The organism is Mycobacterium sp. (genome assembly GCF_965230835.1).
In the GTDB taxonomy this organism is placed as follows: domain Bacteria; phylum Actinomycetota; class Actinomycetes; order Mycobacteriales; family Mycobacteriaceae; genus Mycobacterium.
This window is the reverse complement of sequence record NZ_CBDDLW010000002.1, coordinates 391,054-418,016: the sequence shown is the minus strand read 5'-3', so window position 1 is coordinate 418,016 and position 26,963 is coordinate 391,054. Positions and strand designations below refer to the sequence as shown.

General features: G+C 61.9%; 23 protein-coding genes and 2 pseudogenes. 9 read left to right on the top strand and 16 right to left on the bottom strand.

Annotation, left to right across the window (positions count from 1 at the left end; translation table 11 throughout):
* The first annotated feature begins 69 nt into the window (after positions 1-69).
* From pdxS to ACO07W_RS02340, 4 genes are all read left to right on the top strand, one after another.
* Complete coding sequence (gene pdxS, locus ACO07W_RS02355; protein WP_421845775.1) at positions 70-966, top strand: pyridoxal 5'-phosphate synthase lyase subunit PdxS; 897 nt, start codon at positions 70-72, stop codon at positions 964-966.
* Positions 967-975: 9 nt separating this feature from the next.
* Positions 976-1,833, top strand: a complete 858-nt coding sequence (locus ACO07W_RS02350) for an acyl-CoA thioesterase II (protein WP_421840415.1) — start codon at positions 976-978, stop codon at positions 1,831-1,833.
* On the top strand, positions 1,830-2,426 hold the full coding sequence (gene pdxT / locus ACO07W_RS02345) for a pyridoxal 5'-phosphate synthase glutaminase subunit PdxT (RefSeq protein ID WP_421840413.1): 597 nt from the start codon (positions 1,830-1,832) through the stop codon (positions 2,424-2,426). Before ACO07W_RS02350 ends, pdxT begins: the two co-directional genes overlap by 4 nt.
* Before the next feature lie 88 nt (positions 2,427-2,514).
* Positions 2,515-3,270: a YebC/PmpR family DNA-binding transcriptional regulator gene (locus ACO07W_RS02340; RefSeq protein ID WP_421840411.1), complete on the top strand. Its 756-nt coding sequence runs from the start codon at positions 2,515-2,517 to the stop codon at positions 3,268-3,270.
* 11 nt (positions 3,271-3,281) lie between these two features.
* Here ACO07W_RS02340 and ACO07W_RS02335 read toward each other — a convergent pair whose 3' ends face one another.
* The 8 genes from ACO07W_RS02335 to ACO07W_RS02300 form a co-directional block, all read right to left on the bottom strand.
* On the bottom strand, positions 3,282-4,496 hold the full coding sequence (locus ACO07W_RS02335) for an NADH:flavin oxidoreductase (protein WP_421840409.1): 1,215 nt from the start codon (positions 4,494-4,496) through the stop codon (positions 3,282-3,284).
* Between the two features lie 4 nt (positions 4,497-4,500).
* Positions 4,501-5,274 (bottom strand): acetoacetate decarboxylase family protein, encoded by a 774-nt coding sequence (locus ACO07W_RS02330; RefSeq protein WP_421840407.1) that lies wholly within the window; start codon positions 5,272-5,274, stop codon positions 4,501-4,503.
* Positions 5,274-6,074 carry an SDR family NAD(P)-dependent oxidoreductase gene (locus ACO07W_RS02325; RefSeq protein ID WP_421840405.1) on the bottom strand — a complete coding sequence of 267 codons (801 nt, stop codon included), beginning with the start codon at positions 6,072-6,074 and terminating at the stop codon, positions 5,274-5,276. Before ACO07W_RS02325 ends, ACO07W_RS02330 begins: the two co-directional genes overlap by 1 nt.
* Positions 6,071-6,352 carry a hypothetical protein gene (locus ACO07W_RS02320; RefSeq protein ID WP_421840403.1) on the bottom strand — a complete coding sequence of 94 codons (282 nt, stop codon included), beginning with the start codon at positions 6,350-6,352 and terminating at the stop codon, positions 6,071-6,073. Before ACO07W_RS02320 ends, ACO07W_RS02325 begins: the two co-directional genes overlap by 4 nt.
* A 60-nt stretch (positions 6,353-6,412) precedes the next feature.
* Positions 6,413-7,687 carry an IS256 family transposase gene (locus ACO07W_RS02315; protein WP_421840071.1) on the bottom strand — a complete coding sequence of 425 codons (1,275 nt, stop codon included), beginning with the start codon at positions 7,685-7,687 and terminating at the stop codon, positions 6,413-6,415.
* A gap of 102 nt (positions 7,688-7,789) precedes the next feature.
* Positions 7,790-8,140 carry a hypothetical protein gene (locus ACO07W_RS02310; protein ID WP_421840401.1) on the bottom strand — a complete coding sequence of 117 codons (351 nt, stop codon included), beginning with the start codon at positions 8,138-8,140 and terminating at the stop codon, positions 7,790-7,792.
* Between the two features lie 58 nt (positions 8,141-8,198).
* Complete coding sequence (locus ACO07W_RS02305) at positions 8,199-9,473, bottom strand: IS256 family transposase (protein WP_421840071.1); 1,275 nt, start codon at positions 9,471-9,473, stop codon at positions 8,199-8,201.
* An 86-nt stretch (positions 9,474-9,559) separates the two neighbouring features.
* The gene (locus tag ACO07W_RS02300; RefSeq protein ID WP_421840399.1) at positions 9,560-10,396 is read right to left on the bottom strand and encodes a flavin-containing monooxygenase; all 837 of its coding nucleotides are present in this window, start codon (positions 10,394-10,396) and stop codon (positions 9,560-9,562) included.
* A gap of 181 nt (positions 10,397-10,577) precedes the next feature.
* On the opposite strand from ACO07W_RS02300, the gene ACO07W_RS02295 reads away from it, so the two are divergent.
* Positions 10,578-11,168 (top strand): TetR/AcrR family transcriptional regulator, encoded by a 591-nt coding sequence (locus ACO07W_RS02295; RefSeq protein ID WP_421840397.1) that lies wholly within the window; start codon positions 10,578-10,580, stop codon positions 11,166-11,168.
* Positions 11,169-11,378: 210 nt separating this feature from the next.
* On the opposite strand, the gene ACO07W_RS02290 is transcribed toward ACO07W_RS02295, so the two are convergent.
* On the bottom strand, positions 11,379-12,101 hold the full coding sequence (locus ACO07W_RS02290; RefSeq protein WP_421840395.1) for an aspartate/glutamate racemase family protein: 723 nt from the start codon (positions 12,099-12,101) through the stop codon (positions 11,379-11,381).
* Between the two features lie 528 nt (positions 12,102-12,629).
* Between ACO07W_RS02290 and ACO07W_RS02285 the strand changes: the two genes are divergently transcribed.
* Both ACO07W_RS02285 and ACO07W_RS02280 read left to right on the top strand, forming a co-directional pair.
* Entirely contained in the window at positions 12,630-16,097 is a 3,468-nt protein-coding gene (locus ACO07W_RS02285) for a hypothetical protein (protein ID WP_421840393.1), read from the top strand.
* A complete protein-coding gene (locus tag ACO07W_RS02280) occupies positions 16,043-18,652 on the top strand; it encodes a hypothetical protein (protein WP_421840391.1) in 2,610 nt (869 codons plus the stop codon). The genes ACO07W_RS02285 and ACO07W_RS02280 overlap by 55 nt, the downstream gene beginning before the upstream one ends.
* An 86-nt stretch (positions 18,653-18,738) precedes the next feature.
* On the opposite strand, the gene ACO07W_RS02275 is transcribed toward ACO07W_RS02280, so the two are convergent.
* Both ACO07W_RS02275 and ACO07W_RS02270 read right to left on the bottom strand, forming a co-directional pair.
* Entirely contained in the window at positions 18,739-20,280 is a 1,542-nt protein-coding gene (locus ACO07W_RS02275) for an NCS1 family nucleobase:cation symporter-1 (protein WP_421840389.1), read from the bottom strand.
* 285 nt (positions 20,281-20,565) lie between these two features.
* The gene (locus tag ACO07W_RS02270; RefSeq protein WP_421840387.1) at positions 20,566-20,715 is read right to left on the bottom strand and encodes a hypothetical protein; all 150 of its coding nucleotides are present in this window, start codon (positions 20,713-20,715) and stop codon (positions 20,566-20,568) included.
* A gap of 305 nt (positions 20,716-21,020) precedes the next feature.
* On the opposite strand from ACO07W_RS02270, the pseudogene ACO07W_RS02265 reads away from it, so the two are divergent.
* Positions 21,021-21,242, top strand: a pseudogene (locus tag ACO07W_RS02265) (PE family protein); the annotation flags it as partial.
* An 81-nt stretch (positions 21,243-21,323) separates the two neighbouring features.
* A pseudogene (locus tag ACO07W_RS02260) lies at positions 21,324-21,572 on the top strand (PGRS repeat-containing protein); the annotation flags it as partial.
* 1,558 nt (positions 21,573-23,130) lie between these two features.
* Here ACO07W_RS02260 and ACO07W_RS02255 read toward each other — a convergent pair.
* From ACO07W_RS02255 to ACO07W_RS02235, 5 genes are read right to left on the bottom strand one after another with little or no spacing between them, the layout of a single operon-like run.
* Entirely contained in the window at positions 23,131-24,738 is a 1,608-nt protein-coding gene (locus ACO07W_RS02255; RefSeq protein ID WP_421840385.1) for a polyamine aminopropyltransferase, read from the bottom strand.
* Positions 24,735-25,190, bottom strand: a complete 456-nt coding sequence (locus ACO07W_RS02250; RefSeq protein WP_421840383.1) for a DUF350 domain-containing protein — start codon at positions 25,188-25,190, stop codon at positions 24,735-24,737. Before ACO07W_RS02250 ends, ACO07W_RS02255 begins: the two co-directional genes overlap by 4 nt.
* Before the next feature lie 46 nt (positions 25,191-25,236).
* On the bottom strand, positions 25,237-25,668 hold the full coding sequence (locus tag ACO07W_RS02245) for a DUF4247 domain-containing protein (RefSeq protein ID WP_421840381.1): 432 nt from the start codon (positions 25,666-25,668) through the stop codon (positions 25,237-25,239).
* Positions 25,665-26,177, bottom strand: a complete 513-nt coding sequence (locus ACO07W_RS02240) for a DUF2617 family protein (RefSeq protein WP_421840379.1) — start codon at positions 26,175-26,177, stop codon at positions 25,665-25,667. Before ACO07W_RS02240 ends, ACO07W_RS02245 begins: the two co-directional genes overlap by 4 nt.
* 20 nt (positions 26,178-26,197) lie before the next feature.
* Positions 26,198-26,806 (bottom strand): DUF4178 domain-containing protein, encoded by a 609-nt coding sequence (locus tag ACO07W_RS02235; RefSeq protein WP_421840377.1) that lies wholly within the window; start codon positions 26,804-26,806, stop codon positions 26,198-26,200.
* Between the last annotated feature and the right edge of the window lie 157 nt (positions 26,807-26,963).

Here is a 26,963-nt window from a genome sequence, read left to right as displayed (position 1 = left end):
AGCGCCGCCCAATCAAATGGGGCTCAGTCGTATCCCTCGGGTGGGGCACCGTCGAGCAAGGACCAGCCGTTGAGGTCGGCTGCCAGCCAGACGGGCACCGCGCGCGTCAAGCGCGGTATGGCCGAAATGCTGAAGGGCGGCGTCATTATGGACGTCGTCACTCCGGAACAGGCTCGTATCGCCGAGGGCGCCGGGGCAGTCGCGGTGATGGCGCTGGAACGGGTGCCGGCTGATATCCGGGCCCAGGGCGGGGTGTCGCGGATGAGCGACCCGGACATGATCGAGGGCATCATTGCCGCGGTCACTATCCCGGTGATGGCCAAAGCCCGGATTGGACATTTCGTTGAGGCGCAGATCCTGCAGAGCCTCGGGGTGGACTACATCGACGAGTCCGAGGTGTTGACGCCGGCCGACTACGGTCATCACATCGACAAATGGAAATTCACTGTGCCGTTCGTGTGTGGTGCGACCAATCTAGGTGAGGCGTTGCGGCGCATTGGCGAGGGCGCGGCGATGGTTCGTTCCAAGGGCGAGGCCGGTACCGGTGATGTTTCCAACGCCACAACGCATATGCGGGCCATCGGTGGTGAGATCCGTCGGCTGACGTCGTTATCCGAGGACGAGTTGTTCGTCGCGGCAAAGGAGTTGCAAGCGCCTTACGAGCTTGTTGTCGAGGTGGCTCGGTCGGGCAAGTTGCCCGTCACGTTGTTCACCGCCGGGGGTATCGCGACTCCGGCCGACGCGGCGATGGTGATGCAGCTCGGCGCCGAGGGCGTGTTCGTTGGTTCGGGGATCTTCAAGTCCGGTGCTCCCGAGCACCGTGCGGCCGCGATTGTCAAGGCCACCACGTTCTACGATGACCCAGACGTGCTGGCCAAAGTGTCGCGTGGGCTGGGCGAGGCGATGGTGGGCATCAACGTGGAGGAGATCGCTGTGCCACACCGGCTCGCTGAGCGCGGCTGGTAACCGATCTGCATGGCGATCCAGGAAATTCTTGCTCTCGAACAGCTTGAGATCGATATTTTCCGGGGCGGTGTGGTCGATGTAAGCGGCGAAAACCGTACTCGGACCTTCGGTGGGCGGGTGGCGGGTCAGTCGCTGGTGTCCGCGGTGCGGACGGTCGACGAGCGTTACCAGGTGCACTCGTTGCACGGGTATTTCTTGCTGCCGGGCGACCCCATGGCGCCGACGGTCTTTATGGTCGAGCGGGTCCGTGACGGCGGCTCCTACTGCACCCGTCGGGTCAGCGCTCTGCAACACGGCCGCATCATATTTGACATGTCGGCGTCGTTTCAGACTGTTCAGGAGGGTGTCACCCACCAAGACGAGATGCCTCCGGCCCCGGATCCTGAGGAGCTGCCCGAAGTCATCGGCATGAAGGCGTTCGACGGCGAGGGTTTCAAGCAGTTCGCGGAATGGGAACTGCGCAGGGTGCCGCAGAATCTACTGGTGCCCAGATCCGGCAAGGCCGCCCAGCAACAGGTGTGGTTCCGCCACCGCGACCGGCTCCCCGACGATCCGGTGCTGCACATCTGCGCGCTGGCCTACATGAGCGATCTGACGTTGCTGGGTACGGCGTGGTCGATCCACCCGGAGGAACGCGACGATCTGCAGGTCGCCTCGCTCGATCATGCGCTGTGGTTCATGCGACCGTTCCGCGCCGACGAATGGCTGCTCTACGATCAGTCATCGCCGTCCGCGCAGGCTGGCCGCGCTCTGACCCAAGGCAAGATTTTCGACAGAAGCGGCGCGATGGTCGCGGCGGTGATGCAGGAGGGGCTGACCCGCTATTTGCGCGAGCAGCCGGCTGACGTTTCAGCGAGTGGGCAGTGAGCGCCCCGCGGGTCGGTGTTCTGGCCCTGCAAGGTGATACTCGGGAGCACCTGGCCGCACTGCGCGAATCCGGGGCCTACCCGATGCCGGTGCGACGCCGCGACGAGCTTGACGCGGTGGATGCGCTGGTGATTCCCGGTGGGGAATCCACCACAATCAGCCACCTGCTGCTTGATTTGGATTTGCTGGAGCCATTGCGTGCGCGGCTGGCCGAAGGACTACCCGCTTATGGCGCGTGCGCCGGGATGATCCTGCTGGCCAGCGAGATCCTGGACGCTGGCGCCAACGGCCGCGCGGCGCTGCCACTGCGCGCGATTGATATGACGGTGCGGCGAAATGCATTTGGGCGTCAGGTTGACTCTTTTGAAGGCGATATCGTGGTTGCCGGTCTCGATGATCCGGTACGTGGGGTTTTCATCCGGGCACCGTGGGTTGAGCGGGCCGGTGACGGTGTGCAGGTATTGGCGCGGACCGGAGGCCACATTGTCGCGGTGCGGCAGGGGCCTGTGCTGGCAACCGCGTTTCACCCGGAGGTGACTGGCGACCGCCGCGTTCACCAGTTGTTCGTCGATATCGTCAGAGGCCAGCGGTAGGGCTGAGCCGGCGTGACATTCGCTGCGATCGGCTATCCACGTAGACTCGTCTGGCCACAACTACAGAAGATTTGAGGTAAGGACGGCGATGAGCGGCCATTCTAAGTGGGCCACCACCAAGCATAAGAAGGCGGTCATCGACGCCCGTCGCGGCAAGATGTTCGCTCGGTTGATCAAGAACGTAGAGGTCGCGGCCCGCGTCGGTGGTGGCGACCCAGGGGGCAACCCGACGCTCTACGATGCGATCCAGAAGGCCAAGAAGAGTTCTGTGCCCAACGAGAACATCGAACGTGCTCGTAAACGGGGTGCGGGCGAGGAGGCCGGTGGCGCGGACTGGCAGACTATCACCTACGAAGGCTACGCACCCAATGGTGTGGCGGTGCTGATTGAGTGTCTTACCGACAATCGCAACCGCGCGGCTAGTGAGGTGCGGGTGGCGATGACACGTGGTGGCGGCGCCATGGCCGATCCGGGGTCCGTGTCTTACCTGTTCTCCCGTAAAGGCGTGGTGACATTGGAAAAGAACGGGCTGAGCGAAGACGACGTGCTGACCGCGGTACTAGAGGCTGGCGCTGAGGACGTCAACGATCTGGGGGACAGCTTCGAGGTCATCTCGGAGCCTGGTGATCTGGTGGCGGTTCGCATGGCGCTCCAGGATGCCGGCATCGACTACGAATCCGCTGAGGCCAGCTTTCAGCCTTCAGTCAGTGTTGCGGTCGATATCGACGGTGCCCGAAAGGTTTTTAGGCTCGTCGAGGCCCTGGAAGATAGCGACGACGTGCAGAACGTATGGACCAACATCGAGTTGTCGGACGAAGTGCTGGCCGCGCTGGACGACGACTGACCTACAGTCGACTACTTGCCGGGGACAACAACCTGGGTTGCCGCCGCAACGCCGATACGCACCAGTGCTTTAGCAACTGTGGCGAATCCGGCGGTACGTCCTGGGGCGAACCCGGCGGCCATGCGGTGGAACTGGTGGTTGTGGGTGGCCAATTGGAGATACCCGTCCAAGGGGCGGTAACCGGTGGCGCGCGGCCCGCGGGGCAGTAGCGGCTCACGCTCGCTCGCCAGAATGCGGGCGGGATAGTCGGGCACAAACGCCATCGGGCGGGCAATTCCAATCATGTCGATCCCTTCGGCGCAGGCCCGCTCCATGGCGGCGCGAGTGCGCATCCCACCGGTAATCATGAGCGGAATGGGCACCGCGCCTCGGATTCGAGTGGCGTAGCGCAGGAAGTAGCCGCCGGTAGTGCCGCGGTGGGCGACGCCTTCCATTGCTGGCATGGCGTAATTTCCGCCGGAGATCTCCAGCAGATCGATCCCGGAATCGGCGAGTGCCCGTGCGACATCTAGGGATTCGTCTTCGTTCAAACCGCCGTGCTGGAAGTCGGCTGAGTTGAGCTTGACTGTCACAGGTGTTGCCGGCCCGACGGCTTCGCGAACGGCGGCCACAGCCTCGAGCAGTATGCGGCGTCGCCCTGCCGCGCTACCGCCGTACCGGTCGGTGCGGGTATTGGCCAGCGGGGACAGAAACTGTGACAGCAGAAAACCGTGCGCGGCATGGATCTGTACGCCGTCGAACCCGGCTTCCACCGCGAGGGCGGCTGTGCGTGCGTAGCGGGCAATGAGCTGCTGGATCTCGATACCCGACAGTTCACGTGGCTTTCGGAAACTGAAGCCGGGCACGGGTTCGCGTAACGCAGACGGGCCGACGGGGCGACACGTAAACGGCACTGTGGACACCCGGCCCGGATGGTTGATCTGAATCCACAACTTGGTGCCGGTCTGATGTACGGTCTCGGCCCAACTCCGCAATCCAGGTGAGGCGGCGGCGGTGTCCACGATGACGTTGCGAGGTTCTACCAGACTGGTTCGGTCGATCATCACGTTGCCGGTGATCAACAGTGCAGCCCCGCTGCGCGTCCAGGTCGCATAAAGCTTCAGAAGATCGTCGGTGACGCTCCCGTTCCGGGCGGCCAGCTGCTCACTCATGCCGGCCTTGACGACACGGTTGGGTAGTGTCGCGCCGCAGGGAAGTTCGACAGGTTGGTTGAGTATGTCAGTCATCGTGTCAGAGCACTCTCGGTCGTAAGCGCGTCACAGTGAACAGCGGAGTTAGTGGGCGGATCGGAATAGGCGGCATTCCCGCGGAAAGATCGACACGGTGCAGCCGCGCCTCGATCACGTGACCCAGACCCATCTTGTCGAGCGGATCACGTTCGCAGCCGTCGATCCGCAGCACGAAGTCGTCGACGCGTCGCACCTCGATCGGTTTCTCGGTCGGGGTGAAGGCCAATACCCAAGGTACGAAAAGCCCAGCCAGGCCTGCGACATTGCGGTGTGGGCGGCCTAAGATCGGGGGCCCGGCGGTGAGGGTTTCCCCGAGATATCCGTTCATTGAGATCAATTTCTGGCCTCGCCGGGTAGCGTCGGCGCGGATCTCGGTATCGGTCAGCCGCCATTCGATTTCCCCGAGCTTTTTCGGGTAGCCGAGCAGTTCCCGCCCGAGGATCAGGGCTACATCGTCGTCGAGGATCATCCACGGGCAATGGATCCCGATCTTTCGGCCGGCCTTGATGTGCACGAACAGCCCGGCCTCGTGATAGACCGACCCGAAATTGCAGTCTGGGAAGAACGCCGTGAAGACGTCCGCGCGAGGCGGATCGGCCAGCCGCACGCCCGGCGGCATCCAGGGCTGCATCTGGTCAGGATCTACTTCGACTGTGGCCGTGAAATAGTGCGCGTTGCGGTACAAGGTGTGGCGCGGGTCGGCCAGCGTGAACGCCCGGCGAAGATCATCACCGAGCCTTCGGCCGCCGCTGCGGATCGGCGGTTGCCACTGCATCACGTGACCTTTCCGTAGACCTTGTGCAGTAGCGGTCCGATGATGGCCCGTGGGGTGTACTGGCCGCCCAAGGTCTGCGCCTTGGCGAACGCGCCCGGCGCTACTCGACGCTTGCCTTTGGCCATGGCCGCGATTGCCGCATCCGCGGCCTGCGGGGCGCTTACCCATAGGGGATTCGGGAGCAGCCGTTCCAGATTCGCCAGTCCGGCAACCTGGCCGAATTCGGTGCGGACCGGGCCGGGCGCTAGCAGTGTGCAGGTGACGCCGGTGCCGGAGAGTTCGGTGTGTAAGGACTCGGCGAAAGTGTTGGCGAAGGCCTTCGTCGCGGCGTAGGTGGTATTGCCGGGACCGGGTTGATTGCCTGCGGTGGAGCCGGTGATCAGGATTGCGCCGCCTTTGCGTTCGACCATGGCAGGCAACACGGCCAGGGTGAGCTGGTGCACCGCTACACAGTTCAGCTCCACCTCGCTGATCTCTTGTTGCTGATTCAGCCGCGCGAGGTTCCCATAGGTGGCGAAACCGGCGTTGTTGCACAAGATCGCGACATCGCGGGTGGCCAGGTCATCGGTGAGTTCGGCCCGCGCGCCGCGATCGACCAGGTCGCAGCCACGGATCTCGGTGCAGACGCCATGTTCGTCGCCGAGCCGGTCGGCCAGTTTCTGCAGCCGATTCGCGCGGCGCGCAACCAGGATCAACGAGTAACCGCGGCGCGCAAGTCCTTCTGCAAGCGCCTCGCCGATGCCGGAGGACGCGCCGGTGATGACGGCGCAATTGCGCCGGGTGGGACTGGGCAGCGTCATGCCATGGACTCCGCGCAGTCGGCTGGTTGCGGCATGCGTGCGTGCCGGCGTTCTCTCGGGTTGGTTGTGCTGGATTCGGCGGCAGCCGGGCATCCGGGCAGGGCGCGGACGGCCAGCCCTCCGCCGATGAGACGGCCGAGCCGGGCATACCAGCGCAACGAACGTCGAAGCATCTTGATTCGGTGGAGAATCTCCGCCGAGCCGGCCAGCATCGAGCTGCGTGCCGGTACTCGGGTGGCGACCAGATCCGATAAGGGGATAGGGAACAGGCGTTGCATATCGAGGTGGCGTCTTAGGACTGGTGTAAAAACGCTGGGCGCATGTTCCTGGTGGTCATGTTACGCGGCGGTGGTGTCGGTCGTGGTTGTTGTGGTGGGGGGATGCAGTGGGCGGGGTGGCTCGAGCAGTTGGTGGCGTAGTTCTTGGAGGTGGCGGCTGGTCGCTGATGTTTGGGTGACTCCGCGCCAGCCGCGGCTGGCGCGGTCGAGGACGGCCCATACCAGCGACAGACAGCTGGTTTCGCCGGGTAGGCGGCCGATGACCTTGACCCGGCGACGGGATTCTCCGAAGGTGCGTTCGATGAGGTTGGAATGGCGGATGCGTGTCCAGTGTTGGCGGGGGAAGCGCAAATGCACGCTCAGCGAGGCGAAGTCGTTGGCCAGGCAAGCGACCGCGGCTGGGTAGAGCCCGCGGTATGTGGTGGTGAACTCCTCGGCGCGGCGGGTGGCTTCATCCACGGCCTGCTGGCCGGGTGGCTGGTCAATGTCATCGAAGATCGACCAGAACGCGGCTTTGATCTCGTCCTGGACCGCGACAGGTGTCTTGGCGATGACGTTACGGCAGCGATGGATCAGACACCGCTGACGCAGGCTTGCCGGAAACGTGGTCTCCCATGCGGCGATCAGGCCCGGCGCCCCGTCGGAGATGCCCAGTAGCGGCGGGCGTAGTCCCCGGTTCCTCAGGTCAGCCAAGAAGTCGGCCCACGCATCAGCCGACTCCGCTGCGGCTGGGGCCAGCCCAATAAACAGGGGCTTGCCGTCGGTGCAGATGCCCCAGGCGGCCAGCACCGGCTCGGCCGGGGCGTTGGGATGCATCCGAAAGTTCGAGGCATCCAAGAACAGGTAGTCCAACACCAGCTCATCAAGGCGTCGAGACGACCACGCAGCGAACTCGTCTTTGATGGCCGCACAAATCCGGCTCACCGTCGAGCGCGACAACGCCGCCTGCGAGCCCAGCACCTCGGCCAACGCGGCCTCGATGTCGCGATCCGACAAACCGCGCACCCATCCCGAAATCACCAACGCCTCCAGAGCGTGGGTGCGCGTCACCCCGGCACCGAATAGCCGCGAACAGAACCGCTCGTCGGTGTCGCGTAGTTTCGGGCGGCATAATTCGACCGAGCCCATCGTGGTCTTCACCGTCGCCGGCGGTTGATACCCATTGCGGTACCCGCCCGGGCCGTCCTGAACCCGACGCTGGTGACGGGCTCGGCCCAACACTGCTTCTACCTCGGCCTCCACGGCGACCTGAAACACCAGACGCACCGATAACCGCCCGACCTCCTCCAAAATCTCGGTCAACGGCCGCTCGGTCGCGGCGAACAACTGATCCATCTCAACACGCACACGCTCAATCGGCGATACTCGCTTGGTCACGGGCGTAGCCCCTCCTTCATAGCTTTCGTCGGTTGCGACGGAACCTACGCCCGTGACCATTTACACCAGCGATGAGACGCGACCCATATCGACGAGTTCGGCTACGAAGTCTGCGCCGTGGGAGATGATGCGGCCCGCACCGGACCTCGGTGCCACCAGGCCCCACAGGTAGATGTTGGCGTATCGCGGTACTAGTACGTGCTCGATGAGTAGCGGATTGTTGTTCTCCCAGACGAATAGTGATTCGTCCAAGAACGGGAATCGGGTGCGGTAGCCGGTCGCCCATACGATGGTGTCGTACTCGCGGGCGCTGCCGTCGGCGAAATGCACTGTAGCGCCGTCAAGCCGGGATATCTCCACCCGCCGGGCGACGGTACCGTGCAGCAACGCGTACATCAGCGATGAGTTCACCGTGGTGGCGTCTTAGGACTGGTGTAAAAACGCTGGGCGCATGTTCCTGGTGGTCATGTTACGCGGCGGTGGTGTCGGTCGTGGTTGTTGTGGTGGGGGGATGCAGTGGGCGGGGTGGCTCGAGCAGTTGGTGGCGTAGTTCTTGGAGGTGGCGGCTGGTCGCTGATGTTTGGGTGACTCCGCGCCAGCCGCGGCTGGCGCGGTCGAGGACGGCCCATACCAGCGACAGACAGCTGGTTTCGCCGGGTAGGCGGCCGATGACCTTGACCCGGCGACGGGATTCTCCGAAGGTGCGTTCGATGAGGTTGGAATGGCGGATGCGTGTCCAGTGTTGGCGGGGGAAGCGCAAATGCACGCTCAGCGAGGCGAAGTCGTTGGCCAGGCAAGCGACCGCGGCTGGGTAGAGCCCGCGGTATGTGGTGGTGAACTCCTCGGCGCGGCGGGTGGCTTCATCCACGGCCTGCTGGCCGGGTGGCTGGTCAATGTCATCGAAGATCGACCAGAACGCGGCTTTGATCTCGTCCTGGACCGCGACAGGTGTCTTGGCGATGACGTTACGGCAGCGATGGATCAGACACCGCTGACGCAGGCTTGCCGGAAACGTGGTCTCCCATGCGGCGATCAGGCCCGGCGCCCCGTCGGAGATGCCCAGTAGCGGCGGGCGTAGTCCCCGGTTCCTCAGGTCAGCCAAGAAGTCGGCCCACGCATCAGCCGACTCCGCTGCGGCTGGGGCCAGCCCAATAAACAGGGGCTTGCCGTCGGTGCAGATGCCCCAGGCGGCCAGCACCGGCTCGGCCGGGGCGTTGGGATGCATCCGAAAGTTCGAGGCATCCAAGAACAGGTAGTCCAACACCAGCTCATCAAGGCGTCGAGACGACCACGCAGCGAACTCGTCTTTGATGGCCGCACAAATCCGGCTCACCGTCGAGCGCGACAACGCCGCCTGCGAGCCCAGCACCTCGGCCAACGCGGCCTCGATGTCGCGATCCGACAAACCGCGCACCCATCCCGAAATCACCAACGCCTCCAGAGCGTGGGTGCGCGTCACCCCGGCACCGAATAGCCGCGAACAGAACCGCTCGTCGGTGTCGCGTAGTTTCGGGCGGCATAATTCGACCGAGCCCATCGTGGTCTTCACCGTCGCCGGCGGTTGATACCCATTGCGGTACCCGCCCGGGCCGTCCTGAACCCGACGCTGGTGACGGGCTCGGCCCAACACTGCTTCTACCTCGGCCTCCACGGCGACCTGAAACACCAGACGCACCGATAACCGCCCGACCTCCTCCAAAATCTCGGTCAACGGCCGCTCGGTCGCGGCGAACAACTGATCCATCTCAACACGCACACGCTCAATCGGCGATACTCGCTTGGTCACGGGCGTAGCCCCTCCTTCATAGCTTTCGTCGGTTGCGACGGAACCTACGCCCGTGACCATTTACACCAGCGATGAGACGCGACCTTCACCGTCACGTCCTTGGTGAACAACTCATGGTTGGGGCGCTCGAGTCCGTAACGCTGGTACGAGCCGTACGACAAGCGCAACAGAAGCTTGAGTATGGGTCGCTGCACCGCCTGCGGAACCCACACTCGATCCAGCTCCGAAGATGGGATGCCGAACATCGTTTTCGGGATGAACCAGTAGCCCCCACGCATGGAGATATCGGCGCGACCGAATGTGGTCGCCGCCTCTACGGCTAGATCGCTGGCCGAATTACCGGCACCTACCACCAGAACTCGACCCCCTTCGCCGAGATCGGCGGGTCGCTTGTAGTCCTTGGAATGCAGCTGTCGCCCGCTGAACACGCCCGGATAGTTGGGGATGTGGCGTTGCCAGTGATGGCCATTGGCGACGACCACTCCGGTGTAAGTTCGCACTTCCCCGGAGGCCAGCCGCACCGACCAGCCGGCCAATCCAGTGCGGTCCAGCGGTCGTACCTGGACCACCGCGCAGTCGAATTCGATGTTCTCGCGCAAGCGGAAATGATCGACGTAGTCGTTGAGGTAGCGCAGCATCTGGTCGCGGCTGGGGAACGTCGGATAGTCGCCGGGCATCGGATATTCGACGTACTGTGTGGACTTCTTGGAGCTGATCAGATGCGTTGAGTCATAGACGCCGTGGGACCAATTGCCGCCGATCGCACCGGTCGCTTCGAAGTGGTCGTAGGCGATCCCGGCTTGCCGAAATGCCCGAGCGATGCCGTTTCCGGCGTATCCGGCCCCGATGATGCAGTACCGCCCTGACGCGGTTGTGGTCACCTAACCTCCTCGCCGAAAGCTACACAACTGTAGCTATTGGTTGCAGTACCATAGCTACAGTTGTGTAGCTTTGCAACGAAGGCTCAAACGAAGGCGCGGTGGGCACACGCCACGTAGCAGGTCAGGGGGCAAGGGAATGGCGCAGGTCGCGACGCGGCGCAACCGGCCCTACGCCGCACGGATGACCCCGGAACAGCGGCGTGAACAACTCCTCGATGTGGTGCTAGACCTCATCGATACCGACGGAATCGGCGTGGTCAGCATGGACAGCGTCGCTCGTCGCGCCGGCGTCACACGCCCGGTTGTCTATGCCCACTTCGCCGATACCAACGACCTCTTGCGTGCCTCGCTTGACCGCGAGGAAAAGCGTGCCCTGGCTCAGATTGCCGGCGCGCCTCCCGCCGCCGCTCAAGGTGATCTCGTGGCATCGATCATCGGCATATTCGACGCCTACCTCAAAGCTGTGGCCGAAGCCCCGAAGCGATGGCGGGCAATCTATGTTGTTGCCGATAGCGGCACTCCAGCTTTCCACCGACGCGTCGAACGTGGTCGCAGCACTCTGGCAGGCCAACTAAAGGAAATCCTTCGGGCCGCGCAGGAACTTGACCCGAACACCGATTTTGAGCTTGTCGCGTACCAGATTCTGGCCACAGTGTGGGACGCGGGTCGACTCCTGCTCACCCAACCCAATGAGTTTCCCCACGACCGTCTCATGGCCAGTATGAGCAAGCTGATATCGGCACTCGCGATTGAACACGCAAAAGGCCCATGACCGTTTGGACTTTCGGGCTCAACATGGCACGTCAGCGTGCCGCGCAAACCCAGCCGGACTTCAGTTCGGGAAAGAGCCTCTTTGACGAGGCGCCATTGACTAGCTCAGGTCTGCGCAGAAGCCGAAACGTTCGCATCGGCGGGGTTTCGGGCTTCGCTACGAACAGGGCATATTAGGGGCCGGGGTCAGTCAAACGGTGTGTTGAAACGGTCAGTGTGGCGGCCAAGCTGTGAAAGCCTTGGGCTGCGGCGCGGCGTAGGTGCGGGCTTTGGACGTGGTAAGCCCCAGCCGCACTAGCGATTCAGCAATCGTTACCGCGGCGAGGACACCGTCAACGAGTGGAATGTTTACGCGACCGCGGATCGCGCTGTTCAGCCGCGACATCCCGCCACACCCGAGCACGGCAACCTCGGCCTTGTCTTGTAGGACAGCGTGTTCGATCTGTTGAACAATCGCGTCGATGGCATATCGCGGATCGTCTTGGTCGAGTTCCAATACCGTAAGCCCGCTTGCGCGGACGGATGCGCACCGGGCGTCCAAGCCGGCCAGTTTGAGTCGGTCTTCGATAAGAGGAACCGTTCGGTCAAGGGTGGTCACCACTGAGTATTGACGGCCGAGATACATCGCGGTGCTCGCTGATGCCTCGGTGATGTCCACCACGGGCACTTCGAGAAGTTCCTGCAGGCCTTCGCGCCCGTGTTCACCATAGCCAGCATGGATTACGGCGTCGAATTCGCCAGGGTAGGACCGAACGGTTTCCATGACTGCGACACCGGCAAGGTAGCTTTCGTAGTTGCCCTCAATGGATTCTGCTCCAAACAGCGGGGTCATGGGAACGATCTCGGTGCCAGGAGCTGCCACGGAGGCCGCGTGGTTCGCCATCTTCTCAGTAATCGATCTCGTGGTGTTCACGTTAGCTAGAAGAATGCGCATCGGTGGGGCGTCTCCTCAACGGGGTGGTATCGGGCATCGGCGGTCGTATCAGTGAAAGGCGGGGTGCGGCAATCGCCTCCAAGGTAGGACGCTTGGCGTGGTTTCGTGGTCGGGAGATACCGAGGTAAGCCAGGATTTGTCGTTGGGGTGCTGGGTTCTAGGGTGCCAACGTCCTGGTGGTGTGGCGGATCGCGAAGGCCGTCGTTGTTTGATCGTGGTGATGAGGACCAGGCCCGCGGCTGGCTGGTGGCAACAGATCTGCCTGTCGGTGAACACGTCACCGTTTCAAGGGAAATGAGATGCCAGATCGATCGGCGCTTTCATACCGTGTGCACCGACGGTGAACCTCAGACCGGCCTCGTAGACGCATCGTCTGACGTCCAGAGCCCGATGTGAGACGACATTGAATTGTCGTGTGCGACAACACCTGCGCACCCAGATGAAACCGGACCCGGGTGGCGTTGATCTTGTTCGTTTGGATTCTTGTACGTGTTGAGCGTGAGTCTTGAGCCACGGTAGACTCCGCCTGTGAGCTATGTCCCACCGGATTGGGCTGCGCTGTATAGGCAGAAGGCCAAAGGCTTCGCGGATAGGTATCTTTCGCTCGCCCAAATCGACGAAGAATACCAACGGATGCAGCGAGCCGCATTCGATAATTTGCGAGATCGGCTACAAGACCGTGCATATGCTCATGCCAATATCGACCGTGTACGGAACGCTTGGGAGAGCGCGGGCAAGCCTAAATCAGGCCCGTTATGGGATGAATATCGGAGAGTTGACCGCGATTACAACCTCGACGGCGAGATCAAAGATCTTCATTCTCAGTTACATCCGGACCTTATTCCTGAAGAGGATTATCGCCAGGCTAGTAGGTCGACGCGTCCCGATCCTAGGGCGCTATCCGGCGACGACTATTTCGACAATCATTACCGTGATATACCGGTAGACTCCCGTCGGCCGTTACCGGACGAGTTAACGCCAGAAATGGCTAGAAGCCATCCGGATATTGCGGAGCGTCTTAGGCTTCAAAAACAAGCAGACACATATTTCCAACGCGCCGAAGATTCACCGGACCTCGACAATGTCGATATAGCTAGAGCCAACGAGGTTCCCAGGCGTATCGATGATATGGATCTGCTTAAATACGATCCGGATAAGCCGGGAGCGCCTCCCAAGTGGAATTACGAAAAGCTCGCTGAAGGTGCGACGAATGAGCAACTATCGACTTATCAGGAGATGGCTCGGGACGATCAGAAGTTTCATCTCGAGCGGGCAGAACTCGCGGACAGACATGCTGAAGAGTGGGACACGCTGGGGCGCGCTTTTGATGACAAATATAACAATCCTGAATCCCTTGAAAAATTCCAAAAATTGGCAGAAAGGGGCCCCGATCTTCCTAGATATCAAGATGTTGTTGAATTCGATGACAACGGAAAAAAGAGAATAGAAAGATTCGATGTCCCGCAGAAATCCCCGCAGGAAGCTCGCCAAGCGATTGAAGATGCAAAAAATGCTCCAGTTTTAGATAGCGAAGGTAGGCCGCTTTTAGATAGTGCGGGACGTCCATGGCGTCATGAAGACTACTATGGATATAAAGATGAGGTATATCGCGATTATCTGTCCGGCGGCGGTCGCGACTATGCTGCAGAAGGTGGCCATCTTTTGCGGACGGAGAAGGTCGAGCCAGCATGGTGGGAAGAGCGAGAATTTAAGGTAGATTCCCTATGGCGTGATGACGAAGAATTTCACTTGCCTAGGAAGGGCGTTGAATGGCATGACGTCGTAACCAAAAATCTCGCCGAAGATGCACTCGCGGACAGAATAGACCCATACGACCAGCGCGATTTTTTTCGAGACCAGGCTGAGAAGGCGCGGGCGACCGCGGCTGAGCATCGCGAGGCTGCTCGCGAGGCTGGCGAGCAAGCCGACAGTTTTTATGGCCGTAAGGGTGTTGATCCGCCAGACACTGCCGATATCACGCAATCTTTCGAGGAACCAAGGAACCCCCTGACGGCTATTCCGCCGGGGCATGAACTCTACGACCTCTTTGACGACGAGCCGGGTGGCTTTGGTTCCCGAACGCCTCTAGAGCCGCCGAGCGGTGGGCCGCCACCGCTTCCTGATCTAGAGGACTTCGACAGGGATCTGGCCAAGTTGCGGGATCAGATTAGTCGGATTGAAACCATTGATACCAGTTTTGGAGACAAACCGGGTGGTATTGGTTCCCGAACGCCTTCTGAATTGCCGCCTCCAGGCCCGCCAGGCGGTGATCCACCCACCGTCCCGCCGGACGGTATTCTAACTCGCGGTGGTCTACCGTCGGACCAACCCGACAGCGGCCTACCTTCGAGCCCGCCGGCCAGTGATCTACCTTCGGGTCAGTTGGATAGTGATCTACCGCCGAACTCTTTGCAGCATAATCCTGCCGGCAATCTCGAATCGGGCTTTCATGAGTCTAGTATAGAAGAATCGGCGCATAATCCGGTCGAAAGCCGCGTCCCGCCAACCTACTCCAGCCAATCCGAGCTGCATCAGGAGCAGTTCGATTACCACACGAAACAGGCGCAGGAAGGCGCCGAAAATTACAAATATCACACTGACCGGACTGCCTACTACGAGCAGCAAGCTCGTGACCGGCCCGAGTATGCCGACACCTACCGTCCCCTGATAGATGAACAAAAGACGCGTGCATCTCAGGCTCAGTTGCAGGAAAGAGAGCACAGCAGCCATGCTCAGCATCACCAGGACTCCCTGCAAGAGCTGCAAGAGCATGGGCCGTCGGTTCCGGGTGATCAAAAAGAATATTTCTCGCAGGAGCAAGCTGATTTCTATTCAAGACAGGCGCAGGAGCAAAGGGAGGCGGCGAATAGTTATTTAGAGCAAGAGGCCTCATTGAGGTCTCAAGCCGAGCTCGCATCAAATCCCAGCGACGTGGAGAACTATGACCCCGGTCTCGCGGAAAATTATCGGATTGGTGCAGACGTCAAAAAATGGAACGCCGATCAGAACTTAGCGAGCGCGAAAGCAAGTGAACTCCAAGCGCAGCGTCACGAAAATGACCTTCAACAATATCGACAAGACCGTGTTCAGTATCATTCGCAAAGAGCAAGCGAACACAATGGGCGGGCCGACGAATACGCGCGACAGGCAGGCGAGTATGACCGGCAAGCCGACTACCACACCAGGTTAGCTTCGCAGTCCGACCCGAGTGAAGCAGCGCTACATCAAACGCGGGCGGAAAATTATCGGACCTGGGCAGCGCGGAACAGAGATTTAGAGGGGCACGCGCGGGAACTCGCCGACGACCACAGCAGGCTGGCTCAGCGTTACCAGGACAAGCTTCCCCCCACCGATGGCGGGGGGCCTTTGTCATCGGCGAATTCACTGGAAAATGCTCCGCCTGACACTGTGACACCAGCTGGTGGGCAGTCCGTGGGATCGGCGGATTCGCTCGTGGGCGGTCCGCCTGATCCTGTGTCGTCTGGTGGCGGGCAGTCGGTGCAGCCGCCGGTTTCGCCTGAGGGCAATGTGAATGGTCCTGTGCCCCCCGGTGGTCCGCCTGGTGGGCCGCCGGTTTCGGCTGAGGGTAATGGGAATGGTCTTATTCCGCCTGGTGGTCCGTCTGAGACTGTTCCCCCTGGTGGGTCGCCGGTTTCGGCTGAGAGCAATGTGAATGGTCCTGTGCCCCCTGGTGGTCCGCCTGAGACTGTTCCCCCTGCTGGGCCGCCGGTGTCATCGGCGGGTTTGCCCGAGGGCAATATGCATGGCCCTGGACCACCTGGTGTTTCGCCCGAGACTTTGCCAACTGGCGTTGGGCAGCCGGTGCCATCGGAGGCTCACGTTGGGCAAACGGTGTCATCCTTGGGTTCGCCCGAAGCTGAATTGCCTGGTCCGCTGTCACCCAATCACCCAATGGTGGTGGAGCGGTGCGTGGGGAGCCTTTGCCGGACTATGAGCAGTGGCTTCATGACCAGCGGACAGAACATCGGGGGTTAGAACAGCAATATCGTGAGCAGGCCGACCATCACCTTAAGCGGGGGATGGAGTACCACCGGCTAGCCGACGACCCTGAGCGGCTTCGCCAGTACAGCGATCTGGCCCGGGTGGGGAAGTCGGACCAGTTTCAGTCAGGGTCGCCTGTTGTGGATCGCGACCAGGCTTTGAAAATCGCTGAAGAGCACCGACGTCTTGGCTCCGAGGCGCGGATGCTTGAGGTCAATCACCGCCAGAAGGCTGATTTCTATCAGAGCAAGGTGGACGATCTTGACCATCTGCACCAGCTAGAAGACCGTGAGCAGTACTCGCGTCAGGAGGCCGATCACTATAAGCAGACCACCGGCGATCTTGATCGCTATAAGTCTGAACATGCCCAACTAGCGAAGATCGATGGCGACGAACAGGTCGGGCGACACCAGCAGAAAGAACAACAGTTTGAAGAGCTGGCCAAACATGGCCACGAGAAGGTCCCCGAAACTCAGCACGTAGCACAGGTAAACGCCGATCAGGCCGGGCGTTACCGCGATGAACTCAAAGCCGACCATCAAGCATTCCAGAACGAGCCACAGCTCTCGCACCATCCCCCCACTGCCAGCGCTTCACCGAGTGAACTACTGGACTCGACGTCCGACGAAGGCGGCCATGTCGGCGCCACTAGCGGTGCGCGGCCGGAAAGTACGAATCCGTTCGATGGTCTTGAAGATTCGCCTACTGACGCTGATGTGGGGCGGGTAAGTACGAATCCGTTCGATGGTCTTGAAGATTCGCCTACTAGCGGTGCGGGGCAGGTAAGTACGAATCCGTTCGATGGTCTTGAAGATTCGACTACTGACGCTGATGTGGGGCAGAAACCTCCGGGCGGGGGTTCTGTCGATGGGCCGCATAGTCCTGGGGGTGGGGGACAGAAACCCCCGAACCCATTCGAGGATTCGCCTACTGGCGGTGGTGGGGGGCAGAAACCTCCGGGCGGGGGTTCTGTCGATGGGCCGCATTCTCCTGGGGGCGCGGGGCAGAAATCTTCAAGCTTGAATCCTTTCCAGGATTCGCACCCTGGCACCAACAGCTCCCCAAAAATGCCCGGAACAGTCCCCACATCATCGGCGACAGGGGCGGGACCGAGTGTCACGGGGAGCGAAGCACCGACAACTACGACGGGGGGCAACCAGCCCCCGGTACCAGCCGAGTTAGGGAACAGGCCCTCTGTTCCTGACGACCGGTATCAATTGGTCACTCACGATCCAAACGCTCCCGCGCCATTGCACGATCCCATCTCGCCCAATACCTCGGGTGCGGTGAACTCGATGAATCAACCGAACCTTGGGGGTGCCTCGGCTGCTGCACCGGATTGGACGTCTCAGTCTTTCGAGCCGCCGCGCATTTCGGGCGCTTTTAATGACCCCCCAGATATGCCGCGATTTGAGCCGTCGAACCCGGTTCCCAGTTGGGCGCAGGATTCACCGAGTTTTTTGAACTCGAAGCCCTTCGGGGCGCCTGGCCCCGATCCCCGTATGGCTGATACGCCGAGCTTTCTGACCCCTAGACCTTCCGAGAAGCCGTCTCTCACGGATTCAATGAAAGAGGTGAACGAGCATAAACTCAGCTATATACGGGAAGGGCAAAAAGCGAAACAGCTCGAACAAGAGATTCGGGAGCATCAGCGGAGAAAAGCGGATTTAGAGAGGAAAGCGGAACGCTTAGAAACGCAGTCCAGGGATAACGAACACGCGGCGCAACGGGAGCGTGGGCAAATCAGCAAGGCTGAGGGTGCGATACGTGATCATAGGGCCGGTTACCGCGAAGGGATGGCTCAGGCGGAAGCCAATTACCCGCTGCTGGGAAATTTTACGGATAAAGATGGGGTAAAAGGTTTTTTGGAGCGCCCGATAATAGGGCCAATTATGGGCAATCCGGTGGTGGTGAAAGCCATGACAGTAGCCACGCCGAAAGCGCATGATTCCGAATGGCACGCCGATTTAGAAGTCGAGGACGGCTTAGGGAAAGCGCAGCTTCACAAAAAACATGAAGAACAGCGCACTAAGAAAAAAGAAAAATTGCAAAAAGACTTTGATGAGCATCGTCAGCTGTCGCGGAAACAGCAGGATGAGGCGCGGGAACTGCGCCGACGTGCGGCTATAGAGGAGCGGCGGATAAATAAGCTAGAGCCCATCGCTAAGGGGCATCGGTTGCGCGAGGCTTACGCAAAGAATCGACTGGAGTCGATTCAGCATAATGGGGGGCCGATGACCTCGGCCGGCGGCGACCCAAATGCTCTTGAGTACAACTACAGCGAGATGGATGAAAAAGCGCGGCAGATGCGAGAAGTGCTGCGGAAGATTCAAAACACCTTAGCCCAGGTAAGGGATGCTCAGGCTGCGTTAAGAAGTACGTCAGGTGGTCAAATGAGCCAAGCCGCACAGCAAAAGTGGGATGCGCTCGAGAAGATGAACAAGGCTCTCGTCGAGGTGTCGAATTCGGCAACGGCCGACCTAATCGACCTCACGTGGGAGATGAAGCAAGTCCAAGACAACCTTGCCAACATGCTCAGAACCAGCTGACGCTGCCGAGCCTGCCCATCTGGGCGCCCAAACACGCCGCCAACAACAAAAACCTACGTCAGCGACCTCAGCTCTGGAGAGTCGGATCAGCGAATGGCGGAGGCCGCCACGGGCTCTGCTGAGGAATCCTGAACAGCCGTTCTGCAGTCGGTTAGGAAGAAGTAGATGGCGGCGGCGAGAACGGCGCCGAAGAACCACGAGAACGGCGCCACAGGTTCCAGCGCCGGGATATACGCGATCAGAAGTGCGGTGATGGCTGCCGGGATGAACGCGGCGAGGGCGCGAGGGTTGACGCCGTCGCGGAAGTAGTAGTTGCCTGTGGGGTTTTCGGTGTACAGGTCCGGAATGTTGATGTTGGTGCGTCGCATCATCCAGTAGTCGATCGTGATGACGCCAAACAAGGGGCCGAGCAATGCGCCGAGGCCGCCCAGGAAGTAGATAATAACCACCGGTTGGTTGTATAGGTGCCACGGCAGGATTATTAGGCCGATAACCGCGCTGAACAAACCGGCGCGCGGAAACGTAAAAAATCTTGGAAATAGATTTGTCAACGCATAAATCGGCGCCACAAAATTTGCTATAAGATTTACCGCGATGGTCAAGATCAGCAAGGCCAGGGAAGCGACTACCAACAAGAATGTGTTGGGGATAGCGTGCACAATCTCGGCGGGGCTTGTAATCGCCACGCCGTCGATCCTGACCTGTGCACCAGCCATCACCGTCACGATGACTCCGAAAATGACCGTGTTTATAGGAATACCCCAAAAGTTGCCACGGATGATGGATTTTCGGGTCTTAGAATACCGGGTGAAGTCGCAGAAATTTAGCACGAAGGTCGAATAGATAGAAACCCACAACGCGCCACCGGCAAAACACTGCCGCCACATCGCGGCGCCGCTGGGCGGGCGGCCGGTAGACCAAGCGATAGAGCCGCCAGCCCTGATAAAGGCCCATGTCGCGAGCGCGGTCATGGTGATCAATATGATTGGTCCGGCGAACGCTTCGTATCGGCGAATCGTATCCATTCCACGCTGGACGATGACGGTCTGGACGATCCACAGCGCCATGAAGGTCAGCCAGCCGAGTGACGAGAGACCCAGGATCGAGTTCTTGTCGAAATTTTCCAGGTTCGGCATGCAGGAAAGCAGCAATACCCGTAGCACCAGAGAGGCCAGATAGGTCTGAATTCCGAACCACACGATGGCGACAGTGCCGCGAATCAGTGCGGGTATCTGAGCGCCTCGTATGCCGAAGGAAACGCGACTTGCGACGGGGAATGGAACCCCGGTTTTGTAGCCCATGAGACCAGACAGCGTCAGCAGGAAGAACAGCAGGGTTGCGCCGAGGACCAGGGCCAAGAGAATCTGCCAGGCGGCCTGGCCTACCGCGAAAAGGCCTAGGGCAAACCCATAATTTCCCAGGCTATGCACGTCATTGGCCCACAGCGCAAAGATGTTGTACGCGTTCCAATGCCGGTCACTGGGCGTGGTGGGCGCGAGATCCTGATTGTAGAGGCGGTCACTGATCACCGCAGAATTCGCTGCATCTAATGCCGTGCTGGATCGCTCGCCTCGCCCTAGACATGGTTGGTCGTCGTCTGAAAAGTAAGGTTTCTGGTGCCCGAGCATCGTGGAAGCTGAGTGTGTCTGACTTTGCGATATAGATCTGTGTTTGATCAGACAACATCGTCGGGATCCTGGGTGGGTTGAGTTTGCCGGTTTTTGCGGTGGTATGCAAGGCGTCGGAGGGGTGCATGTTCAAGGCGCTTACCACAAGCCGCGGCGAGTGGCTTGATCTGGTCCTACCTGGATGTCGTTGGGCGCGACGTTGTCGAATTGGCGCTGAATTCTTGCGTGGTGCTTTGTTCTTAGGCGCCAGGTTGTCGGCGGCTGAACACGGGGATGGATGGCTTCTTACTGGCTGTGGGCTAGTTCGCGGGATCTGGTCGCCTCCTCGGCAAGGCTATCGGTGGGCCGGGGGCCTAGCCGAGACGCGACCCGACACAAGGCGCTGACCACCACGAGCAAGGTAAGCAGGACCACGAGAGCAATGTCGAAGGTCATGCTAGTAATACGGCGCGGTGGGTAGCCCGGTTGGCCCCTAGCCACGTGACAGTGGTCACGTGGAACGTCTCGCTGGTGGCGGTGGTGAAACTCTTGGTTGACCGACACTGCGGCTAACCGGCGCGCCTATGCTGTGTTAATGCGCCTGTATGTGGTTGTGCGGCAATGGTGGCGTGGATTCGAGGACGTGTTGGTGCGGGTGTTATCTGGCCTAGGGGGCCGTTGCGACACGGCTGCGGTGAGTTCTTCGGCGCATTGAGTGCGTGGGAAGTTTGTGTTGTTGAGGTTTGAAGGGATTGGGTGTCGTGTCGTTTGTGTCTGTGGATCCTGATGAGCTGACTGCTGCCGCCGGTGATTTAGCCGGTATCGGTTCGTCAATCACTGCGGCTAATGCTGTGGCGGCACCGGCGACGACGGCGATCGCTCCAGCGGGTGCGGATGAGGTGTCGGCGGCATTGGCGCAGGTTTTCAACGCCCACGCGCAGGGTTTTCAACAATTGAGTGCCCAGGCAGCTGCTGTGCATGAACAGTTTGTGGCCAATATGGCCAGTAATGCCCAAGCGTTTCAGTCCACCGAATCTCAAAACACGCAGCACCAACTACTCAACGACTTGCTCGACGCGATCAATTACCCGTCTTTGGCGTTGTTTGGGCGTCCGTTGATCGGCAACGGCGCTAACGGGGCTCCAGGTAGTGGGGCTGCTGGCGGGGCCGGGGGGATCTTGTTTGGTAACGGCGGGGCCGGAGGCTCGGGGGCACCTGGAGTCAACGGTGGCGCCGGTGGCGCCGCCGGCCTCTTCGGTGCTGGCGGTGCCGGGGGTGCTGGCGGTGCGGGTGCCAACGGCGGCGCCGGTGGCGCCGGTGGCTTCCTATTCGGAGATGGTGGTAACGGTGGTGCCGGTGGCGCCGGTGGGATGTTTGGCACCGGCGGTGCGGGCGGGGCCGGCGGGATCGGCGGCAGATTATTCGGGGCTGGCGGCACTGGTGGTGTGGGCGGTTCTGGCATGACTGGCGGGATCGGCGGGGCGGGAGGTCGCAGCGGCCTGGTCGGCTTCGCGGGTTCGGGTGGCGCTGGCGGTGTTGGTGGTGTGGGCGGCAACGGCGGTGTGGGCGGCGACGGCGGTGTAGGCGGTGCCGCGGGTTTGCTTAACAACGGCGGCACCGGTGGTGCTGGCGGATCGGGTTTTGCCGGTGCCGCTGGTGGTGACGGCGGGGCCGGCGGTGTGGGTGGCCCCGGTGGAGCCGGCGGCTTAGGCGGTGCTGGCGGCGCCGGTGGGCTGGGTGCCGATGGTGGTGTAGGCGGTGCCGGTGGTGCTGGCGGCGGCGGAGCCGGTGGTGCTGGCGGCGCTGGCGGCGCTGGCGGTGCTGGCGGGGTGGGCTTCGATGGTGGCGCCGGTGGCGCTGGCGGAGCCGGCGGGGCCGGTGGTGTGGCCGGCGGCGGTGGCAATGGCGGTGTCGGTGGGGCCGGTGGCGTGGGTGCTAGCGGCAGTGACGGTGGCGCCGGTGGTGCTGGCGGAATCGGTGGCGCGGGCGGCATCGTGTCCGGCGATGCTGGCAATGGCGGTGTCGGTGGAGCCGGCGGCGTGGCTGTTGGCGGCGGCAACGGCGGGGCTGGGGGCGTCGGCGGGCTCGGTGGGGCCGGCAAAGTGTTTGGTGCTGGTGGGGCCGGCGGCGCTGGCGGGGCCGGCGGGTCGAGCTTCGATGGTGGTGCTGCGGGGGCTGGCGATGCTGGCGGCGCTGGTGGGGTCGGCGGTCTGGCCGGTGGCGGCGGGGCTGGCGGCGACGGCGGCTTCAGTGATGGCGCGGGTTCAGTCGGCGGAGCTGGTGGGGCTGGCGGCACGGGCGGCACGATCCTGGGCTCGGGTGGCGCCGGCGGTAACGGCGGGGCTGGCGGTACCACCAGCGGGGCCGGCGGCGACGGTGGCAACGCGCTGCTACTCGGCGATGGTGGTGCTGGCGGCACTGGCGGAACGAGCACCGGTGCCAATCCCGCCGGAAGCGGTGGAGCCGGCGGCAACGGTGGGTTTTTGTTCGGCAACGGCGGTAACGGCGGGGCCGGTGGCACCGCCACGTTGTCCGGGCCAGGCGGCAATGGGGGCGCCGGCGGCGACGCGACGCTAGTCGGCAATGGCGGCAACGGCGGCAATGGCGGCGACGGATCAACGATGGGCTCCGGTGGTACTGGCGGCGCCGGCGGGCGCTTTTTGGGTGTGAATGGGATGGACGGGTTGCCGGCTCCAGCGCCGGGCACCGACCCATAAACGTCACCGATCGTGCGTCCTGGCCAGGTGGCTGGCGGTGAGGTTTGGCACCCGCTTGGGGGAGATTTGCGTTGGGGTGCCTGGAAAGCCGGTATCTGCTCGGTGCGGCCCAGAGAACGAGACTGTCTCGGTATGGATGTTGCGTGCCGTTGTGTCAGCGGTACCCGCTGCGTATGTCTTCGACGATGCGCGGATTGTCTAGTGTCGACGGCTGAAGTATCCGGGGGCGGGTGTCGGTCGCGAAGACCGTGGCAGCGTTGAGGACTTGCTGGTTGAGGAAGCGCAACCGCGGGGCGTTCGGTGGAACCCTAGGTTTGGGCGCGATGTCACCGCGGCGGGCCAGCGCGAATCCCCAGTCACCAAAAGTGGGCACCTGCGCGTGATATGGGGTAACTGCGTAGCCCGCGGACTGGATTGTTGACATCGTGCGCCAGAAAGCCGTAGGGGTCGAATACGGGCTGCCCGCCTGCACAACCATGAGCCCGCGAGGCGCCAGAATCCCAGCCGCGAGTGCGTAGAACTCGGTGGAATACAGCCGGCCCAACACCGGTGTGTCGGGGTCGGGAAGATCGACGATCACCGCATCGAACCCACCCTTCGGGGCCTGTGCGTGGCGTAGCCAGTTCATCGCGTCGTCGATGAGGACGTGCACGCGTGGGCTATCGAGGGAACCACCATTGGCATCGCGCATGGTTGTGCGTGCCAAGTCGATCACGGCGGGGTCGAGTTCGACCTGAACGATGGTGTGGATTCCGGGCTGGCGCAACAGTTCACGCGCGGCCAGGCCGTCGCCGCCCCCCAGCACGAGCACTGAGCTGGCGCCGTCGCCGAGTGCGGGGTAGACAAGACATTCGGTATAGCGGTATTCGTCGCGCGTGGAGAACTGCAGTCCTCCGTCGAGGTACAGACGCATATCGCCGCCGCGGCGGGTCACCACGATTTCCTGGTAGGCGGTGCGCCGGTAGGCGATGATGGGGTCGTCGTAGAGCTGTTGGCGGCTGGTCGTCTCGATGTCTTGCGCTCGTATAAGCAGGGTGACCAGCAGCGCGAGCGCCACGGCCAGTGTGCACAAAGCTGCCAGCAGCTCGCGTTTAGAAACGATGACCCGCAGTAAGAAGAGCGCCACGATCGCGGCTGCCGCCAGGTTGACAATGCCGGTGGCTGCCGCGCCGCGGATCATCCCCAGTTTTGGCAACAAAATGAACGGCCAGAACAGGCCGCCGATCAGTGCACCCAAATAGTCGGCGGCGTTGAGGTTCGCCAGGGTTCGGCCGGTATCGGCAGGGCCGGCCAATCGGCCACGCTGCAAAAGAGTCATCAGCAGTGGAACTTCGGCTCCGACCAATCCGCCGATCAGAGCGGTGCTCGCTGCGAGCACCCATGTCGACCCGTCGACGAAGGCAAAAGCAACATACAGCGCTGCTGCAGACAATCCACCGATGATGCCCAGCAACACCTCGACCGCGATGAAGCCGATGGCAGCATGCGCGAGCAGCGGTTTGGCCAGCAGAGCGCCAGCGCCGAGTGCCGCGATGTACCCCGCGACAATCAGGGAGGTGGCGACGATGCCGCCGCCGTTCAGGCTCGCCGACAACGTCAGCAGCGCAAGTTCGTAAATGATGCCGCACGCTGCGCAGGCGGCGACGGCGGCCAGCAGCAAAACCCGCCAGTGCCCCGACGACTGCATGGACGCACGCGCCTCAGGTTCTGCTAAGGGAACCGGCGAGGCGACTTGCGGGTCCGCTCGATCGGTGGTTGTCATGACAGCGCCGCGGCGATCACGCCCCCCATCGAAAGCAGCACCGCGGCAGTGGCAAACGCGGCTGGATGCAGCTCCCTTGCGTCAATGTGCTCACGGAAACGACCCGGCACCGCAATCTCGAGAATCACCAGCGCGATACCCTGAAGAGCCACGCCGACCGTTCCGTACACAGCAACTCCCAGCAGCCCCTCGCCCAACTGGCTAGAACTGGTGAAGATGGCGCTGATTATGACGATGGCCAGCGCCGTATACATCGAACAAGCCAGAACGACGGCATTGGGGCGTCGTTCGATGAAAACCAGTCGGCGCAGATTTCCCGGTGTCAACACGTTGACCATCAGAAAGCCGGCGACCAGAACGACCGCGGCGACCAGGAAATACAGCACGCTGGCGACGGCGCCCCGGATGAGCGGATCGACGCTGATGGTGCCGAAATCAACGGCTAGGTACATGACTGTCTCCTTTGCAATCCCTAGGGGTGTGTGCGGAGTAGCGGCCTTACTTGCTGCCTCCCGGTCCGCCGGAGCTGCCACCTGAGCTGCCTGACGGGGCCCCGGGGTAAAACCCCGGGCCCAGAAAGATGAATGCTCCGTGGTTGTACCGGCCGCCTAGACGTTCGACACGGATACTGCACGGATATGTGCCATCGGGGCCGACGATCACGATGTTGCGGTGGAAGCGCAAGTAGTGGTCGCCGCCGCTGAACGCGCGCGCCGCGGGTGCTTGATAGGCGGCGAGGCTGTCTGCCACCTGCGCAGGTGATCCCTCGCACACGTACCGCGTCCCGTTCGCGTCGTGGAAGTACTCCTGATAGTGCTCGGCAACGTACGAGCGGATGTCTTTATGTAACAGAGCTATTCCGCTTACCAGGCACACGAATGCGGCGATGGCCAGCACACCGGCCAGCAGAAACAGGCGGTTGCGGCTCATGGGTGCCAATGGCTCGTTGTGTAGACCACTGTGCCCCCGGCCTCGCAGCGACGCAGGGGGTACAGATGCCAAGTCCGCCAATGCCAACCGGCGCCGTCAGGTTCGGCCGCAAGTGCAGTGAGCGCGGCGTCGTCGCCCGGGAACGTGCCACCGAGCCAACGGGTTTCACGTGCACACCGTTCGCGCAGGCGGTGCGCCAGTTCACGAAACGGCACCTCATCGTAGGTATTGCGCTGGGATTGAAGACAGTAGCCGGGGGCATCGGTGCGGTTGGGCAGATCGCCACCGTGACCGTGCGCCGTGCAGGAGACCTGCTCGGAGAAGCTGCCGGTGACATGCTCCACCGTGACGACATGGGACGCGCCCAAGACACCCAGCACAAGCGCGCCCCCGGCCGGGTGCTCAAGGCGATGGTGGGCCAGCGTCTGCGGTGCCGGCGCGTTGAGCGCGAGCCCAAGCCTGGTTCCCGATACATCGGACGGGGTTACGGCGAGCTGAAGGAGCGGCACTGGCCTAATCCCCAGGAATCCTAGGCGGGCGCCGGGGGAGCGGGGTAGACGGTGAGCTCGCCTGGCAGCACGCACTTACCAGTCGATATTTCCCATGGCATGTTTGGCGCCCAGCGCTCGAATGACAGCAAGGACGTCTCGTCGTTGTCGGTGTAGTCCACGTAGTACATCTCGCCGCCCGGCGGCAGACCCGTCGTACCTTCAGTGGTGTATCCGGCGCTACCGCGTTCCGATTCGCGATAGATCACGCCGTCAACCTGGTGCCTCCCGCCGGGTTCCAACTCAAGATCGGCGCGTTTGACGAAGGCGGCCAGTTCAAGGCGTCCGTCTTCCTCCTCGACGCTGAACCAGATTGGCTGGTTGCCGCCTTCCAGCAGATGCTCCCACCAGACGAACGGCCCTTCGCGAAAAGTTACCGATCCGCGCACCACGTAGTCCACACCGCCATAGCTGACGATTGCCCCTGGACCGATTCGCCGCGGACCGAATTCGGGCATCGCGCTAAAGGACAGTGGATCTTGGCGCCCTGCTGGCTGAGCGGGGTTCTTGGGCTGTCGGAGCGCCTTGCGAAAAATCACGATCGACGCAACCAGCAATCCCAGAGCGGCCAGGACCAACAGTGTTCCCACGCACACCCCCTACTTCATCGAGCGAAATCGAGGAAAATCGAGCCAAAATCGAGCGAATGCGGGCTTGAAAGTATCGGCTTCAACGTAACAGTCTTGCCGCGCGTCGCGGGCCAAGATGCGGCCGGCGCTTCTAGGTGGCGTTACGACCGCGTGTCCT